Source organism: Pseudomonas sp. MDT1-16 (assembly GCF_054898115.1).
The window spans coordinates 1,634,431-1,649,003 of the sequence record NZ_CM142717.1; the positions used below are offsets into that span (position 1 = coordinate 1,634,431).

Here is a 14,573-nt window from a genome sequence, read left to right on the forward strand (position 1 = left end):
GGGCGCCAAAAGCTTCGCGGGCAAGTCGGATCGCCGCCCGCTCGCTCCTACAGGATTTGTGTCAGGTTTTGGGTTTGGCGTGCGCCGCTAACCGCTCCAGCGCCGCCCGCAGATTCGGATCGCTGATTCCATCGGCCGTGGCCTGAATGGTCGCGCCTGCGTCCGTCGACAAACTGATGGTATGGCCAGCCGCCCCTTGCTGAACGGTCGGTGGCTGAACCTTGAACAGAATCCGCGTCAAACTGGCAAATTCATCAAACATCTGCAATTGCCGCTGCAGACGCTTTTGTTGATAACGCAGGCGGGTTGCCCAATGACCGTCGGTCACTATCAGCAACAAACTGCCTTCGCGCCACGACGCCACATGGCAATGCTCGCGGGCAGCGGGCTGCAATTGGCTTTCCAGCAGACGTTGTAAATGACCCAGGCGCTGAGCGTGGCCGAAGATGGCTTTCAGCGGTTTGGCTTCGCGAAGCAGAACGGCGGGTGCTCTGGCCGTAAGAGGGCGAAATGCCATGATCAGACACCTGAAGTAACAGAGCCGCCATGGTAGCAGAAAGCACCACAGGCACCCGACCCATTGCTTTGCGAACGCTTTACCCATTAAATCAACAAGTAACTTGTGCCGTGAATGGCTTGAAGTTCAGTAAAAAGCCCTTATTTTAAGTGAGCCCCGTCACAGCGCTGTGCCAGCATCGTGGAATAACGCCACTTTCCTCACCATCGTTTCCGGGTAGAATGCTCGTTCGCATGCGGCCATGAGGGCTGCACGGGCGACTCACGGGGCCGCCCTCCATCCCTTTAGTGTGGAAGATCCTGCCGATATGTTTGCGCCTTTGTTAAAGAAACTTTTTGGAAGCAAGAACGAGCGTGAAGTCAAACGCATGCTCAAGACGGTGCAACTCGTCAATGCCTTCGAAGAGCAAATGGTGGCCCTTTCGGACGATCAATTGCGTGCCAAGACAGATGAGTTCAAGGCCCGCATCGCCAAAGGGGAAACCCTCGACAAACTGCTGCCAGAAGCCTTTGCGGTCGCCCGCGAAGCCGGTAAGCGCGTCATGGGTATGCGCCACTTCGATGTCCAGCTGATCGGCGGCATGACCTTGCATGAAGGCATGATCGCGGAAATGCGTACTGGTGAAGGCAAGACCCTGGTGGCAACACTGGGCGTTTACCTCAACGCGCTGTCCGGCAAGGGCGTGCACGTTGTGACGGTGAACGACTACCTGGCACGTCGTGACGCCAACTGGATGCGTCCGCTCTACGAATTCCTCGGGATGACGGTCGGCGTGGTGACGCCGTTCCAGCCGCCGGAAGAGAAACGTGCGGCCTATGCTGCCGACATTACCTACGGCACCAACAACGAATACGGTTTCGACTACCTGCGCGACAACATGGCGTTCAGCATGGAAGAAAAATTCCAGCGCGAACTCAATTTTGCCGTGATCGACGAAGTCGACTCCATCCTCATCGACGAAGCCCGTACCCCGCTGATCATTTCCGGTCAGGCTGAGGACAGCTCCAAGCTGTACATCGAGATCAACAAACTGATCCCGCAGCTGGAATTGCACGTCGAAGAAGTCGAAGGCGAGGTCACCAAGGCTGGCCACTACACCGTGGACGAGAAGACCCGTCAGGTCGAACTCAACGAAGCCGGTCACCAGTTCATCGAAGACATGCTGACCCGCGTTGGTCTGCTGGCTGAAGGCGAGAGCCTGTACTCGTCACATAACCTTGGCTTGCTGACCCATGTTTATGCCGGTCTGCGTGCGCACAAGCTGTTCCATCGCAACATCGAATACATCGTGCAGGACGGTCAGGTTGTCCTGGTCGACGAACACACCGGTCGTACCATGCCGGGTCGCCGTCTGTCCGAAGGCCTGCATCAGGCTATCGAAGCCAAGGAAAACCTGAACATTCAGGCCGAAAGCCAGACCCTGGCCTCGACCACGTTCCAGAACTACTTCCGTCTGTACAACAAGCTGTCCGGCATGACCGGTACCGCTGACACCGAAGCGTTCGAATTCCACCAGATCTATGGTCTGTCGGTGATGGTTATCCCGCCGAACAAACCGCTGGCGCGTAAAGACTACAACGACCTGGTGTTCCTGACCGCCGAAGAGAAATACGCGGCGATCATCACCGACATCAAGGAATGCATGACCCAGGGCCGTCCGGTGCTGGTGGGTACTGCCACCATCGAAACGTCCGAGCACATGTCCAATCTGCTCGAGAAGGAAGGCATCGAACACAAGGTCCTGAACGCCAAGTTCCACGAAAAAGAAGCTGAAATCATCGCTCAGGCCGGTCGCCCGGGTGCGCTGACCATCGCCACCAACATGGCCGGTCGTGGTACTGACATCCTGTTGGGCGGTAACTGGGAAGTGGAAGTCGCTTCGCTGGAAGACCCGACCCCTGAGCAGATTGCCCAGATCAAGGCCGACTGGCAGAAACGTCACCAGCAAGTGCTGGAGTCGGGTGGTTTGCAGGTGATTGCGTCCGAGCGTCACGAGTCGCGCCGTATCGACAACCAGTTGCGTGGTCGTGCCGGTCGTCAGGGCGACGCCGGTTCCAGCCGTTTCTACCTGTCGCTGGAAGACAGCCTGATGCGCATCTTCGCCTCTGATCGGGTGAAGAACTTCATGAAGGCCCTGGGCATGCAGCCGGGTGAAGCGATCGAGCACCGCATGGTGACCAACGCCATCGAGAAGGCTCAGCGCAAGGTTGAAGGCCGCAACTTCGACATTCGCAAGCAACTGCTCGAGTTCGACGACGTCAACAACGAACAACGTAAAGTGATCTATCACATGCGTAACAGTTTGTTGGCCGCCGACAACATCGGCGAAACCATCGCCGACTTCCGTCAGGACGTGCTTAACGCAACCGTCAGCGCACACATTCCACCGCAATCGCTGCCTGAGCAGTGGGACGTGGCCGGTCTGGAAGCGGCGTTGCAGAGCGACTTCGGTGTGGCGTTGCCGATCCAGAAATGGCTCGACGAAGACGACCACCTGTACGAAGAAACCCTGCGCGAGAAGCTCATGACCGAGCTGCTGGCCGCGTACAACGAAAAAGAAGAGCAGGCGAGCGCCGAAGCGCTGCGCACCTTCGAGAAGCAAATCGTTCTGCGTGTGCTCGACGACCTGTGGAAAGATCACCTGTCGACCATGGATCACCTGCGTCACGGCATCCACTTGCGTGGTTATGCACAGAAGAACCCGAAGCAAGAGTACAAGCGCGAGTCCTTCACGCTGTTCTCCGAGCTGCTGGATTCGATCAAGCGCGACTCGATCCGTGTACTGTCCCACGTCCAGGTTCGCCGCGAAGATCCGATCGAAGAAGAGCAACGCTTGCGTCAGGAAGCCGAAGCACTGGCGGCGCGCATGCAGTTCCAGCACGACGAAGCACCGGGTCTTGAGCAACCGGAACTGCTGGGTGAAGAGGTCGATGTCGCCCTTGCCACCGCTCCGGTACGCAACGAACAGAAGCTGGGCCGTAACGAGCTTTGCTATTGCGGTTCGGGCAAGAAGTTCAAGCATTGCCACGGGCAGATCCAGTAAAACCCGTTTCATACGCTGAAATACCCGCGCCGCGACCGGCTTATGCCGTCGCGGCGTTTTGCCATTTAAACCACCGTTCTTCCTGAAAGCGGTGTTGACATCATTATTAAGGAGCGCATTCATGGCTGTTGGTCTTGGTCCTTTGCCAACGTTGCACCCGGTTGCCGGTTTTGAACTCGGTATCGCCTCGGCTGGCATCAAGCGCCCAGGGCGCAAGGATGTCGTGGTCATGCGCTGTGCCGAAGGTTCCACGGTCGCTGGCGTGTTTACCCTGAACGCCTTTTGCGCCGCTCCCGTGATCCTGGCCAAACAGCGTGTTCAAGGTCCGGTACGTTATCTGCTGACCAATACCGGCAATGCCAACGCCGGCACCGGTGAACCAGGCCTTGCCGCCGCCGAGCGCACGTGCGCCAAACTGGCTGAGCTGACCGGCGTCGACGCCAGCCTGGTGCTGCCGTACTCCACCGGTGTCATCGGCGAGCCGCTGCCGGTCGAGAAAATCGAAGCCGCGTTGCAAGCGGCTATCGACGACCTGTCGGTCAACAATTGGGAAGCTGCCGCCACCGGCATCATGACCACCGATACCCTGCCCAAAGGTGCCAGCCGCCAGTTCCAGCATGACGGCGTGACCATCACTGTCACCGGTATCAGCAAAGGCGCGGGCATGATCCGCCCGAACATGGCGACCATGCTCGGCTACATCGCCACCGACGCCAAAGTCGCCCGCGACGTGCTGCAGAACCTGCTGCTGGACGGTGCCAACAAGTCGTTCAACCGCATCACCATCGACGGCGACACCTCGACCAACGACTGCTGCATGTTGATCGCCACCGGTCAGGCGGCACTGCCGGAAATCACTGCAGCCAGCGGTGATTTGTTCGCCAAGCTGAAACAGGCCGTGTTCGAAGTCTGCATGGACGTGGCCCAGGCCATCGTTCGTGACGGCGAAGGCGCGACCAAGTTTGTGACCGTTGAAGTCAACGGCGGCGGCAATCACCAGGAATGCCTGGACGTCGGTTACACCGTGGCTCACTCGCCGCTGATCAAAACCGCACTGTTCGCCTCGGACCCGAACTGGGGCCGCATTCTGGCTGCTGTGGGTCGTGCCGGCGTCCCGGATCTGGACGTGAGCAAGATCGACGTGTTCCTCGGTGAAGTGTGCATCGCCAGCCGTGGCGCTCGCGCATCGACCTACACCGAAGCCCAGGGCGCGGCCGTGATGCAGCAGGAAGAAATCACGATCCGTATCGAACTGGGACGCGGTGATTGCAGCGAAACCATCTGGACCACCGACCTGTCCCACGAATACGTGAAGATCAACGCCGAATACCGCACGTAACCACTGTCGGTGGGAGCGGGAAAAACCGCTCCCACCGTGAGTGACATTTCCTTTTTGCAAAGGCGCCCGAACATGAGCCTCCACCTGATCATCGGCGACAAACTGCTTTCCTCTTGGTCCCTGCGCGGCGCGTTGGCCCTCGATCTGGCCGGCGCCCCTTATACCGAAGAACTGATCAAGCTGAACCAGCCGGACACCCGTGAGCGTCTGCTCAAGCACTCGCCGACCGCGAAAGTCCCGCTGCTGAAAACCGAACACGGCACCATCGCCGACTCTCTGGCGATTGCCGAGTATCTGGCAGAGCAGTTTCCCGACGTCGGCCTCTGGCCCAAAGACACCGCCGCCCGCGCCCAGGCCCGTTCGGCCTGCGCGCAGATGCACAGCGGTTTCTTCGCCATGCGCGGCAACATGCCGTTCGACCTGAGCCACGATGCTGCATTGTCACCGACACCGGCTGATGTCCAGGCCGACATTGAGCGCATGTTGGCGTTGTGGGTTGAGTGCCGCGCTGCCGCCACCGAAACCGGTCCGTTCCTGTTTGGTGGCGCGACCCTGGTCGATGCCTTCTTCGCACCGATCGCCGTGCGCCTGCGCACCTATCAGGTGAGGCTGCCCGCAGCGGACGCGGCCTACGTCGAAACCATCTATCAATGGCCAGCCTTCAAGGCCTGGCAGAAGGCGGGTCTGGAGGAAGTAGAGCAGTGAAACGAGTCCACGTAGCGGCCGCTGTTATCCGTGATAGCAGTGGCAAGATCCTCATCGCCCGCCGTGCCGACACCCAGCACCAGGGCGGCCTGTGGGAATTTCCCGGCGGCAAGGTCGAGGCAGACGAGTCCGTGACAACGGCTCTTGGCCGTGAGCTTCACGAAGAGTTAGGCATTGTCGTCGATGTCGCGCGACCGCTGATCAAGGTTCAGCACGACTACCCGGACAAACAGGTGTTGCTGGACGTTTGGGAGGTTTCGGCCTTCACCGGCGAACCTCACGGCGCCGAAGGCCAGCCTTTGGAATGGGTCGCGCCCCGTGATCTGTTGAATTACGATTTCCCGGCGGCCAACCAGCCGATCGTCGCTGCTGCACGTTTGCCTGCCGAATACCTGATCACCCCCGAAGACCTGGAAACCCCGGCCTTGCTGCGAGGTATTCAAAAAGCCATTGCTGGCGGCATCAAGCTAATCCAGTTGCGGGCACCCAACGGCTACGATCCTAAGTACCGCGATCTGGCGGTGGACGCAGCGGGGCTGTGTGCTGGCAAGGCGCAGTTGATGATCAAGGGGCCGTTCGAGTGGCTGGGAGATTTCCCGTCCGCCGGTTGGCACATCACCTCCGCGCAACTGCGCAAGTACGCGGCGGCTGGTCGCCCGTTACCGGCGTCTCGCTGGTTGGCGGCGTCCTGTCATAACGCTGAAGAGCTGGCGTTGGCCGAGCAGATGGGGGTGGATTTCGTGACGCTGTCACCGGTGCAACCGACCCGCACTCATCCGGATGCTCAACCGTTGGGCTGGGAGCAGGCTGCGACCCTGATCGAAGACTTCAGCAAACCGGTGTTCTTGTTGGGTGGTGTCGGCCCGGCGGAGCGGCGCAAGGCTTGGGCCGCCGGGGCTCAGGGGGTGGCAGGGATCCGGGCGTTCTGGCCTGATTCTTTGGTGTAGCCACTGGTCCCTTCGCGTGCAGGCGGTCTGACAGCCGCCGATTAAACCTCTGGTTTCGCCGCCGGTTGCCAAAGGATCTCGGCAATCCCCTGGCGCTTGGCAATCAACCGCGCCACCACAAACAATAAATCCGACAGCCGATTGATGTACGCCAACCCAACCCCGGCCAACGGTTCCACCGCATTCAAATGCTGACACCGCCGCTCCGCACTGCGCGCCAGGCTTCGGCACACATGGGCCTGGGCAATTAACGCCGATCCCCCCGGCAGGATGAAATTCTCCAACGGCCCCAACTCTTCGTTCCACACATCGATCGCGGTTTCCAGACGTTCGATTTCTGCCGCGTTCAGCGCTTGGTACACCGGCATCGCCAACTCGCCGCCCAGATCAAACAACCGATGCTGGCAGGGCGCCAGAACCTCGATCACTTCGTTCAAACCCGGATACTCGCTACTTTGCGTCGCCAACCCGGCCAGTAGCACACCCACCTGGCTGTTCAGCGTATCGACCTCGCCAATGGCTTCGATGCGCGGATGGTCCTTGGGCACGCGGCGGCCGTCGCCCAGCCCGGTTTCGCCTGTGTCGCCGGTGCGGGTGTAAATCTTCGACAAGCGAAAGCCCATGGTTACCTCGATAGCTGATTGAGTTCTTGAGAGACGAGCGGCGTGCCCGCCAAGGGCAGGCGCAACGTGAAACACGTGCCTTGGCCCAGGGTCGATTGCACTTCCATCTGACCCTTGTGGTTGTTGGTAATGATGAAATACGAGACCGACAGACCAAGGCCGGTACCCTGACCGATTTCCTTGGTGGTGAAGAACGGCTCGAAGGTGCGTTTGCGCACGCTTTCGCTCATGCCGATGCCGTTGTCCTCAACCTGGATTTCCGCCCAGGGCGGATTCAGTTTGGTGCGCAGAATGATTCGTCCCGGCTCGCGGTCGTCCTCACGTTGGTGAATCGCCTGAGCGGCGTTTTTCAGCAGATTGAGCAGCACTTGCTCCAGTTCGTTCGCAGTGCCAGGCACCGGTCCCAACGCTGGATCGAACTGGCGAATGATCGCCTGCCCTTTGAAGTCGAAACCGATCGCCAGGTCGAAGTCGTTGCCGGCGATTTCCACCGCCTGATCGATCAGCGCCGGCAGGTCGCACGGGGCCATTTGCCGGGTACTGCGGCGGCTGAAGCTGAGCATGTGGGTGACGATCTTCGCCGCTCGGGCACCTGCTTGTTGGATGCCATCGAGCAACTGCGGCACTTCCCGCGCTTGCAAGTACTGGTTGACCGTCGAAAGCGCGATGCCGACCTGCTCGGCCTGTTCGAGGTTCTTCGGGAGATCGGGGGACAGGCGTCGGCGGATGTTTTGCACGTTGTGCAGGATCGCGCCCAATGGATTGTTGATCTCGTGGGCCATACCCGCGGCGAGGCCACCGACCGAGAGCATTTTTTCCGACTGCACCATCATTTCTTCCAGGGACAGGCGCTGAGTGATGTCGTCAATCCGGATCACCACACCGCGCCCGGCACCACCCATCAGCGGGTAGAACGTCAGCGCGTAGTGCTTGGGTTCTTCGTCCTTGAGCCACGTCACCCGCTCGATTTTGGCCACCGTGTGTTGCTCGACGGTTTGCTTGAGCTGTGGCAGAAACGGCTTGAGCGGTTCGAAGGCGAGGAAAATCGGCTGATTCAAGGCTTCGTCGAGGCGCGTGCCAGACAGGGCGCTGGCCTCCTGATTCCACTGGGTCACGTAAAGCTGCTCGTCGAGGGCGATCAGCGCCGACGGCATGGAGTCGATGATGCTGTTGAGGTAGTTCTGGAAACCGGTGAGTTTCTTCTCGATCTTGCTGCGCACCTGGACTTCGAGTTCCAGTTTGCGATTGGTATGGCGGGTTTCTTCGGCCAGGCCCTGGGCTTGGTCATAAGCGGCCTGGGAATCGTCCCGGGCCCGTTTGAGTTGCTGCTCACGGGCCTCGATCCGCGAGAGCATGGTGTTGAACGCCTCGGCGAGACTGCCGATTTCGTCGTGGTTGCCGCGGGAGGCGCGCAGGGCGTAGTTCTCTTCGCGGGTCACTTGCCGGGACAACTCTTCGAGCTGGTGGATCGGCCGGGTAATCAGGCGTTTGATCTGCCGGGCAATCACCAGCCATAGCAGCACGCTGAAGATCAGAATCCCGAGGCTGGCGGTGAGGGTGCCGGTATAGAACGCCATCGGCAGTTCGCTGCTGGCGACCAGTAACAGGTGGCCGGGCGCGGTGCCGGGGCGGGGCAGGGTGATCACTTGATTGCTGCGAAACTCGGTGGCTTGCCAGGATTCGATGTGCCGGTAACGTTCTGGCAGGTTCAGCTTTTCGCCATGCTGCAACTGCGCCAGACGCTCGCCCTTGCCGTTATAAAGGGCCGCCGCGCGCAGCGGTGAATAGCTGTTGAGTTCATTGAGCAGGCGTTCGGCGCTTTGCGGTGACTGCAACGCTTCCGACACCAGGCTGGGGTTGGACACCAGTCGGCCAATGGTCTGCAAGGCCTGAGGTGCCATGCTTTCCTGGGAAATGTAGTACGCGGCGCTGATAAAGGTCAGGTTGGCGACCAGCAGGACGGTGGTCAACAGCACCAGCAGGGCGGCCAGCAATTTCTGGCCGACCGGAAGGTTTTCAAGTCGCTGGCGCAATAGCATCAGGTTCATCGCTGAATAGGAACAAGTGGCCAGCGTAGCCGCTGCTCAGTCGCTGGGCAATCCAAGGCTGTGCAGATGGGCGATCAACCTTGACTTAAGCTGATTGAGGTGCGGCAGGTTCAACTGATGCCTCGCGGCGACTTTACACGCATGGCCCAATAGATAGCTGATCTCGGTCCGGCGCTGGTTCGCGACGTCCTGGTACATCGAAGAGTAATTGGCGGCGGTCGCGTGAATCACCCGTTCGACTTCTTGTTGAAGGTCCTCGGCCGCTGCTGGCTGACCGCATTGCTCAAGTAACTCGGTCAGTTCGACGCAGAGGGTGGCGACTTCGCAGTGGTGTTCCTGTAAGCCGCCATTACGGCAATCATGCAGTACGGTCAGCGGATTGATCGCACAGTTGAGTGCCAATTTCCGCCACAGCCTTGTCAGAATGTCGGTGCTCCACTCGTGGGGAATACCGGCGGCGCTCACGTCATCCAGCCAGATTGGCGCCACGGGATGCCCGGCATCCCCCAGCCAGGTGTAACCGTGGCCGGCGAACACCACGCGCCAGTCGCCATCGCGAAAGGCGCCTTCGGTGCTCGACGCGCTGATGCAGCGTGCCTGCGGCACCTGCGCCGCGACGGCGTCCTGGCTGCCAAGACCGTTCTGCAACAGAATCAACTCGGCGCCGAGGGCGAGGCGAGGTGCCAGTTGGGCTACGGCCTTCTCGGCGTCGTAGGCTTTGCAGGCCACCAGCAGGCGGTTGATCGGTTCACGGCTGTCAGGTGTCTCGGCGGGCACCGGATAACACCGCACTTCATCGTGTTCGACCAGCGTCAGCCCGCCCGCCGCCTCATACGCTTGCAAGCGCGCAGCGTCCCGCACGATTAGCCTGACCGGCACAGTTGCCCGCGCCAGACGCGTGGCCCATAAGGTGCCGAGGCTGCCGGCGCCCAGAACATGCCAGGTGGTGGACATCAGCTTTTTGCTCTGTTTATCGCGCGCATGGGAGGCTCGCAGTGAATGATGGGAAAGACCCGTTATAATCAGCGCGGATTTTAACCGCAAGCCAGGTGTGCTCCATCGTGATCGAGCATGCCCTTTTATTGGAGAGATTACATGCCGTCGTTCGACGTGGTATCCGAACTGGACAAACACGAAGTCACCAACGCGGTCGAGAACGCCGTCAAGGAACTCGATCGTCGTTATGACCTGAAAGGCAAAGGCACCTTCGAGTTCAAGGAAAAGGACCTGACCGTCAACCTGACCGCAGAAGCCGATTTCCAGCTCGAAGCGATGATTGAGATCCTCAAGCTGGCCTTGGTCAAGCGCAAAATCGACGTGCAGTGCCTTGAAGTCAAGGATGCCTATGCGTCGGGCAAACTGATGAAGCAGGAAGCGGTCCTCAAGGAAGGCATCGACAAAGAGATGGCGAAGAAAATCGTCGCTCATGTCAAAGACGCCAAACTTAAGGTTCAAGCTGCCATTCAGGGTGAGCAAGTGCGCATTACCGGCAAGAAGCGTGACGACTTGCAGGAAGCTATTGCGGCCTTGCGGGCCAAGGAATTCGGGATGCCGCTGCAGTTCAACAACTTCCGCGACTGACCTTTGAAGCGGGGACCTCTCGGCGTTTTTGGCGTCCGAGGCCCAAGCAACGGCAGAAATGATCGAGCCTATAAGGGTTCGATCTTTCTGCCGCTTATATTTTTGCGTGCCGGGTAGCCGGAAATCAGGAGAAAGTTGATGGATTTGAATGCTGAAGTAGACAACCTGGTCAAGGCGTCTCAAGCCTGGCTTCCGATGATCATGGAATACGGCAGCCGCGTGCTGCTGGCGATCCTCACCCTGGCCATCGGCTGGTGGTTGATCAGCAAAGTGGCACAAAAACTTGGCGGTCTGCTGGCGTTGCGTAATGCCGACCTCGCGCTGCAAGGGTTCATCAGCAGTCTGGCGAACATTATTCTCAAGGTTTTGCTGGTAGTCAGCGTGGCATCAATGATCGGCGTGGAAACCACTTCGTTCGTGGCGGCCATCGGTGCGGCGGGTCTGGCCATCGGTCTGGCCTTGCAGGGCAGCCTGGCGAACTTCGCGGGTGGTGTGCTGATTCTGTTGTTCCGCCCGTTCCGCATTGGTGACTGGATCGAAGCCCAAGGTGTTGCCGGCACGGTCGACAGCATTCAGATCTTCCACACTGTGCTGCGTACCGGCGATAACAAAACCATCATCATGCCTAACGGCAACTTGTCGAACGGCATCATCACCAACACTAACCGTCAGCCGACGCGCAAAGTTGTGTTTGATGTGGGCGTTGATTACGAGGCGGATCTGCAAAAGGCCCGTAACGTATTGCTGGACCTGGCCAAAGACGAGCGTATTTTGGCTGACCCGGCGCCGCAGGCAGTGATTTCTACTCTGGGCGACAGTTCGATTACTGTTTCCCTGCGAGTGTGGGTCAAGACGGCGGATTACTGGGATGTGTTGTTCATGTTCAACGAACAGTCCCGTGATCGTTTGAAAACGGCTGGTATCGATATTCCGTTTCCACAGCGGGTTATTCGAGTGGTTCAGGAAGCTGCGGTGCAGTAAGCAACAAACAGGCAACAAAAAAGGCCCATCCGAAGATGGGCCTTTTTTTGATTACCGCGAACTAGCTTTCGGTAATTACAGAACCGAAATCGGGTAGTCGACGATCAGACGGAACTCTTTCACGTCGCCTTCACCTTCGTCGGCGTTAGCAAAGTGCCATGCCTGACGAATACGGAAGGACAGGTCTTTTGCCGGGCCAGTCTGAACAACGTACTTGGCTTCGAAGTTGGTTTCGTTGTGTTTGCCGTCTGCACCGTACAGTGGGTCACCTTCGGAGTTGCGGTACTGGCTGTTAGCAGCCAGACCGGTGCCATCGATATCCCAGCCTTTAACGTAACGGGTCATGAAGCTAAGGCCTGGAACGCCGTACTCGGCCATTTTCAGGTCGTAGCGAATCTGAGCAGATTTCTCGTTAGGGCCGTTGAAGTCAGAGTACTGGATGGAGTTGGCGAGGAAAATCGAGTCGCCACCACGGTTGTTCTTGCCCACACCCACGTAGTCGAACGGAGTATCACCATTGATCTTCTGGAAGCCGACGGTGACGGTATGCGCTTTCAGGAACGAGAAAGCAGCTGCCAGCGAGTAGGCGGTGTTACTGATATCGCCGACTTTCGCGTCACCGGTATCGGTAGTGCGGTAGATGTTGCCGTCCAGGTTCAGCGACTGATCGCCACCCATTGGGATGGTGTAGTTCAGGTTGGCGTAGTACTGGTTCCAGATGTCTTCCAGCTTGGCACCGTAAAGCGACGCGCTCAGGTTGTCGGTGATGCCATACTTGCCACCGAAGTAGTCGATGGAGTTGGCTTCCACGCCAGCGTAGTTGGCGAACAGGCCGCCTTTGCTGGAGTTGTTATCCTGGCTGGTGGCCGAATAGAAGTGACCGGCTTCCAGATCAAGATCTTTGACCTCGCTGCTCTGCAGCTGGAAGCCCGTGGCAGCTTGAGGAAGGATCCGGGAGCCGCCAATAGCGAACACCGGTGCGGTGCTTGGCTGCATTTCGCCGAACTTCAATTCGGTTTTGGAGATACGGGCCTTTATGGATCCGCCTGCCTTACCTTGGCTGTCGTTGGCGTGGCGAATACGCCTCGGATCGTTTAGGTCGGCGACGCCGCGGGACATGTTGCCTGAGCCGCTTGTGCCATCGCCACCGTCCAGTTTGACGGCTAGGTAACCGAATGCATCAACCCCAACGCCAACAGTACCCTGGGTGTAACCGGAGCTGAAATTACCCCAAATGCCCTGGGTCCAGTCTTTTACGTCGCGGGCGCCGTCTTTGTTGTCACGGTTGAAGTAGTAGTTGCGAACCAGCAAGTTCAACTTGGCGTCGTCAACAAAACCCTTGGCTTCAGACTGGTCACTTACAAAAGGTGCGGCCGTAGCCAATTGAGTACTGGCTGCTGCTGCAACTGCCAGTGCGATCATGCTCCACTTCATCACGCGCATCGTGATTTGCTCCTTTGGTTTTAGAAGAGTACTGCCGTCCCACCTGATTTATTATCTGGGCGGCTCTTTCTTTATTGTGTCGGCGCAAACTTATATCACGCCGGCCATGTTGGCGATACTTGCGTACCTAACCTTTCAGCTTCTTTACGACCCTGTCGCAAACGGCTTGGTAGATGTCGCAAATTTACAGCCCCCGACGCAAGCGGACTGACAACTTTTAGCGTTGTTTTCCAGGGCTTGAGCATCGGTAAAAAGAGTCCCTGGTGAAACGCTTGAATCTCCATAGGGCAACCCTGCCACTGTTATTATTTGCCTTAAGGCTTCCACTTCCAGCGGACGCTTTAGAGGCGATGTGGGTGTGAATGCAACAAGCGTGCACAAATCAGAATCCTGCCGGTTTTTTTTCTGAAAGCCTGCCTGTCGCTGTAAAAACCTCATAAAACCGGGGTGCTCAAGCACGTTTTGTTCGGGCTTGACGCCATGGTTCGCATCGTGTTGCACCCTTACAGCCGACTGCATGACAACCCAAAACGTTACCGGTTCACCCCACCAGTGAGTAAATGGCGGATGCCTGAGCGAATCAGCGTAGACGCACTGTGCGGTTTTGGTGCAAATAATTTTTATCGCTGTACTGAATTCATACAGTGCGCCCGTTTGCCAAACACGAACGCTTCATTGTTTATCAGTCATTTCGGCGTTTTTTGTGTGGGTGCTGGTTCTGTAATGGTGCGTCCTGATCGAAAACGACTCATGTCGGGGCGCGAGTCCAGTCGTTTGTAGGTCCTGAGGTGGCTTCGACAAGGGTTCGTCGTGAAGCGTACGACGTTCGCAGGTATGCTGCCGTCCTGTCGCTTGGTGCGCCGTCTCTCGGGATGGGCGCTAAGCTGAAAAATGATGACCAGGCGGGAGTGCGCGCAGTGTTCGCTTTAGATCCACGACTTCAACAAGACACGTTACCGATCGGGGATTTCCCGCTCTGCCGGTTGCTGCTGTCCAATGATTCGAACTACCCCTGGTTCATTCTGGTGCCACGTCGCGAGGATATCAGTGAGATATTTCAGTTGGGTGTCGCAGATCAACAGCAGCTGTGGCACGAAACGACCGCACTGGCGGAAATGCTCAAGGACTCGTTCGACGCGGACAAGTTGAATGTCGCAGCCCTGGGTAACGTCGTCAGTCAGTTGCACATGCACGTGATTGTGCGCAAGCGTGAGGACGCCGCCTGGCCGGCTCCGGTCTGGGGTGAACACCCAGCCAAGCCTTATAGCGCAGAGCAGATCGCGGCGATTCGCGAACGGTTGCGTCTGGTTTTAACCGATGATTTCACGTTTCTGGAGGGTTGAATC

At 58.4% G+C, this 14,573-nt stretch carries 12 protein-coding genes; 7 read left to right on the forward strand and 5 right to left on the reverse strand.

Annotated features, from left to right (window positions below):
- Window positions 1–61 precede the first annotated feature (61 nt).
- Window positions 62–517, reverse strand: a complete 456-nt coding sequence (locus tag ACYZT3_RS07300) for a DUF721 domain-containing protein (protein ID WP_008147416.1) — start codon at window positions 515–517, stop codon at window positions 62–64.
- A gap of 307 nt (window positions 518–824) precedes the next feature.
- Here ACYZT3_RS07300 and secA point away from each other — a divergent pair, with 307 nt between their 5' ends.
- From secA to ACYZT3_RS07320, 4 genes are all read left to right on the forward strand, one after another.
- Window positions 825–3,560 carry a preprotein translocase subunit SecA gene (gene secA, locus ACYZT3_RS07305; protein WP_282375465.1) on the forward strand — a complete coding sequence of 912 codons (2,736 nt, stop codon included), beginning with the start codon at window positions 825–827 and terminating at the stop codon, window positions 3,558–3,560.
- A gap of 121 nt (window positions 3,561–3,681) precedes the next feature.
- Window positions 3,682–4,899 (forward strand): bifunctional glutamate N-acetyltransferase/amino-acid acetyltransferase ArgJ, encoded by a 1,218-nt coding sequence (gene argJ, locus ACYZT3_RS07310; protein ID WP_282375467.1) that lies wholly within the window; start codon window positions 3,682–3,684, stop codon window positions 4,897–4,899.
- Between the two features lie 72 nt (window positions 4,900–4,971).
- Window positions 4,972–5,604, forward strand: a complete 633-nt coding sequence (locus ACYZT3_RS07315) for a glutathione S-transferase family protein (RefSeq protein ID WP_282375469.1) — start codon at window positions 4,972–4,974, stop codon at window positions 5,602–5,604.
- Entirely contained in the window at window positions 5,601–6,551 is a 951-nt protein-coding gene (locus ACYZT3_RS07320; RefSeq protein WP_282375470.1) for a Nudix family hydrolase, read from the forward strand. The genes ACYZT3_RS07315 and ACYZT3_RS07320 overlap by 4 nt, the downstream gene beginning before the upstream one ends.
- 41 nt (window positions 6,552–6,592) lie before the next feature.
- Here ACYZT3_RS07320 and ACYZT3_RS07325 read toward each other — a convergent pair whose 3' ends face one another.
- The 3 genes from ACYZT3_RS07325 to ACYZT3_RS07335 are packed head-to-tail and all read right to left on the reverse strand — an operon-like array spanning window position 6,593 to window position 10,176.
- The gene (locus ACYZT3_RS07325) at window positions 6,593–7,174 is read right to left on the reverse strand and encodes a cob(I)yrinic acid a,c-diamide adenosyltransferase (protein WP_282375471.1); all 582 of its coding nucleotides are present in this window, start codon (window positions 7,172–7,174) and stop codon (window positions 6,593–6,595) included.
- A 2-nt stretch (window positions 7,175–7,176) separates the two neighbouring features.
- Window positions 7,177–9,213: a sensor histidine kinase gene (locus ACYZT3_RS07330; protein WP_282375472.1), complete on the reverse strand. Its 2,037-nt coding sequence runs from the start codon at window positions 9,211–9,213 to the stop codon at window positions 7,177–7,179.
- 45 nt (window positions 9,214–9,258) lie between these two features.
- The gene (locus ACYZT3_RS07335) at window positions 9,259–10,176 is read right to left on the reverse strand and encodes a putative 2-dehydropantoate 2-reductase (RefSeq protein WP_282375473.1); all 918 of its coding nucleotides are present in this window, start codon (window positions 10,174–10,176) and stop codon (window positions 9,259–9,261) included.
- A gap of 141 nt (window positions 10,177–10,317) precedes the next feature.
- On the opposite strand from ACYZT3_RS07335, the gene ACYZT3_RS07340 reads away from it, so the two are divergent.
- Both ACYZT3_RS07340 and ACYZT3_RS07345 read left to right on the forward strand, forming a co-directional pair.
- Entirely contained in the window at window positions 10,318–10,803 is a 486-nt protein-coding gene (locus ACYZT3_RS07340) for a YajQ family cyclic di-GMP-binding protein (protein WP_282375474.1), read from the forward strand.
- A 138-nt stretch (window positions 10,804–10,941) separates the two neighbouring features.
- Complete coding sequence (locus tag ACYZT3_RS07345) at window positions 10,942–11,784, forward strand: mechanosensitive ion channel family protein (RefSeq protein ID WP_282375475.1); 843 nt, start codon at window positions 10,942–10,944, stop codon at window positions 11,782–11,784.
- A gap of 75 nt (window positions 11,785–11,859) precedes the next feature.
- Here ACYZT3_RS07345 and ACYZT3_RS07350 read toward each other — a convergent pair whose 3' ends face one another.
- Window positions 11,860–13,227 (reverse strand): OprD family porin, encoded by a 1,368-nt coding sequence (locus ACYZT3_RS07350; protein WP_462031801.1) that lies wholly within the window; start codon window positions 13,225–13,227, stop codon window positions 11,860–11,862.
- A 917-nt stretch (window positions 13,228–14,144) separates the two neighbouring features.
- On the opposite strand from ACYZT3_RS07350, the gene ACYZT3_RS07355 reads away from it, so the two are divergent.
- Window positions 14,145–14,570 carry an HIT domain-containing protein gene (locus ACYZT3_RS07355; protein ID WP_462031802.1) on the forward strand — a complete coding sequence of 142 codons (426 nt, stop codon included), beginning with the start codon at window positions 14,145–14,147 and terminating at the stop codon, window positions 14,568–14,570.
- Window positions 14,571–14,573 lie beyond the last annotated feature (3 nt).

Excerpts from the sequence above, each read along its gene's own strand:
- ACYZT3_RS07315 (WP_282375469.1), top strand. The coding sequence starts at position 4,972 with ATGAGCCTCCACCTGATCATCGGCGACAAACTGCTTTCCTCTTGGTCC.
- ACYZT3_RS07335 (WP_282375473.1), bottom strand. The coding sequence starts at position 10,176 with ATGTCCACCACCTGGCATGTTCTGGGCGCCGGCAGCCTCGGCACCTTA.
- ACYZT3_RS07350 (WP_462031801.1), bottom strand. The coding sequence starts at position 13,227 with ATGCGCGTGATGAAGTGGAGCATGATCGCACTGGCAGTTGCAGCAGCA.
- ACYZT3_RS07325 (WP_282375471.1), bottom strand. The coding sequence starts at position 7,174 with ATGGGCTTTCGCTTGTCGAAGATTTACACCCGCACCGGCGACACAGGC.
- argJ (WP_282375467.1), top strand. The coding sequence starts at position 3,682 with ATGGCTGTTGGTCTTGGTCCTTTGCCAACGTTGCACCCGGTTGCCGGT.
- ACYZT3_RS07300 (WP_008147416.1), bottom strand. The coding sequence starts at position 517 with ATGGCATTTCGCCCTCTTACGGCCAGAGCACCCGCCGTTCTGCTTCGC.
- ACYZT3_RS07345 (WP_282375475.1), top strand. The coding sequence starts at position 10,942 with ATGGATTTGAATGCTGAAGTAGACAACCTGGTCAAGGCGTCTCAAGCC.
- ACYZT3_RS07340 (WP_282375474.1), top strand. The coding sequence starts at position 10,318 with ATGCCGTCGTTCGACGTGGTATCCGAACTGGACAAACACGAAGTCACC.
- ACYZT3_RS07330 (WP_282375472.1), bottom strand. The coding sequence starts at position 9,213 with ATGCTATTGCGCCAGCGACTTGAAAACCTTCCGGTCGGCCAGAAATTG.
- secA (WP_282375465.1), top strand. The coding sequence starts at position 825 with ATGTTTGCGCCTTTGTTAAAGAAACTTTTTGGAAGCAAGAACGAGCGT.